The organism is Alteromonas sp. KUL42, assembly GCF_006538325.1.
Taxonomy (GTDB): Bacteria; Pseudomonadota; Gammaproteobacteria; order Enterobacterales; family Alteromonadaceae; genus Alteromonas.
In genome coordinates this window covers 1-1,115 of sequence record NZ_BJKK01000047.1, presented here as the reverse complement: position 1 = coordinate 1,115, position 1,115 = coordinate 1, and the positions used below count along the sequence as shown (strand labels likewise).

Genomic DNA, 1,115 nt, shown 5'->3' with positions numbered 1-1,115 from the left:
TGAAGTGACCCCATAAAGTTGGACTCATTTCTAAGCGGCTGCCAAGGCCTGATTTCGATACTGTATCGGACTCAGGCCTTTTAGTTTCAGCTTAATACGCTCATTGTTGTAATAGTGGATATATTCTTTGATGTTTTCAATGAGCTCATTCGCGTCTATGAACGTTTCGTTGTGATACATTTCACTCTTTAATATCCCAAAAAAATTTTCAGCAACCGCATTATCTAAACAGTTGCCTTTCCTAGACATACTTTGTTGTAACCCTTTTTCTTTAAGGTGTTTCTGATACTGTGTGTTTTGGTATTGCCACCCTTGGTCTGAGTGTACAATTGGCTTTTCATTTGGTTTCAACTTAGCAGTTGCTGTTCTAAGCATGTTAGTTACCAAAGGAAGCGCAACGGATTTTCTGACTTCGTAACTGATTACCTCTTGGTTGTATAGGTCAATCATAGGCGATAGATACACCTTCTCACTACCCACTTTAAACTCCGTCACATCCGTCACCCATTTTTGATTTGGCTTCTGCGCAGTAAACTCACGGTTAAGCGTATTTTCTGCGATTTTACCCACTTCACCTCTATAGGATTTATAGCGCTTAGGCCTTACTTTTGACTTGAGGCCTAACTCATTCATCAGCCGTTGAACGCGCTTATGATTAACAAGTAGCCCCATTGTTCTCAGGGCACTCGTGATTCTACGATAGCCATACCGCCCTTTATGCGCGTGATAAATATCACGTATTTTTATCAGTAGACCATTGTTTTCACCGGATTGCTTACAGGTAGTGCGATGATAATAGTAAACACTCTTCGGCAGCCCTGTGGCCTTTAATAGGTGTCGTAAGCTATGTTTTGCCTTGAACTCTTCGACGACTATCGTCTTGTCTTTGCTTTTTTCTTTCTGGCTTGAGCCAAGGCTTCTAACTTTTTTAGCACATCATTCTCTGCTCGTAAGTATGCTAACTCTTCTCGCAATTCTTCCTCAGTCATCTGCTCTACTGGTTTTGATGAAGAAGAAGTATTTGTCATGACTGGCCTACCTTTTTTCTGCGGTTTGAGACGGGATATACCATCACGAGCATAAAGCTTTTGCCATTGAAAAAGAATGCCTGGAGA

1 protein-coding gene and 1 pseudogene are annotated in these 1,115 nt (G+C 41.3%); both read right to left on the bottom strand.

What is annotated here, in order from left to right; genetic code table 11:
• Positions 1-30: 30 nt before the first annotated feature.
• Positions 31-876 carry an IS3 family transposase gene (locus EYR97_RS22010; RefSeq protein ID WP_242635160.1) on the bottom strand — a complete coding sequence of 282 codons (846 nt, stop codon included), beginning with the start codon at positions 874-876 and terminating at the stop codon, positions 31-33.
• A pseudogene (locus EYR97_RS21805) lies at positions 873-1,115 on the bottom strand (transposase); the annotation flags it as partial. The gene EYR97_RS22010 and the pseudogene EYR97_RS21805, both read right to left, overlap by 4 nt.